The sequence below is a fragment of the Mitsuaria sp. WAJ17 genome, from assembly GCF_014174515.1.
In the GTDB taxonomy this organism is placed as follows: Bacteria; Pseudomonadota; Gammaproteobacteria; order Burkholderiales; family Burkholderiaceae_C; genus Roseateles_B.
The window spans coordinates 1-318 of record NZ_JACJUG010000163.1 but is presented as its reverse complement, the minus strand read 5'-3'; the positions used below and the strand labels follow the sequence as shown (position 1 = coordinate 318).

The following is a 318-nucleotide window of genomic DNA, read 5'->3' as shown; positions in this document are numbered from 1 at the left end:
CCGCGCCGCTGAGCGTGCATGTGGACCGCGGCAAGCTGCTGCAGGTGCTGCGCAATCTGCTCTCTAATGCCTACAAGTATTCGCCCGACGGCGGCTCGGTCTGGGTGCGCCTGCGCTGCCTACGGGAGGATGGGCAGGCGCCAAGACTGCTCATCGAGGTGGAAGACCAGGGCATGGGCATGAGCGAAGAGGCGCTTGCGCGCGTCACCGAGCGCTTCTACCGGGTCGACAAGTCCGGGCATATTCCCGGCACCGGGCTGGGGATGAGCATCGTCAAGGAGATCGTTGAGCTGATGAGCGGTGAGCTGCGCCTGCGCA

1 protein-coding gene is annotated in these 318 nt (G+C 65.4%); it reads left to right on the top strand.

Annotated elements, in window-relative coordinates:
• On the top strand, positions 1-318 hold a 318-nt coding region (locus H5407_RS23875), incomplete at both ends, for a cell wall metabolism sensor histidine kinase WalK (RefSeq protein ID WP_183106946.1).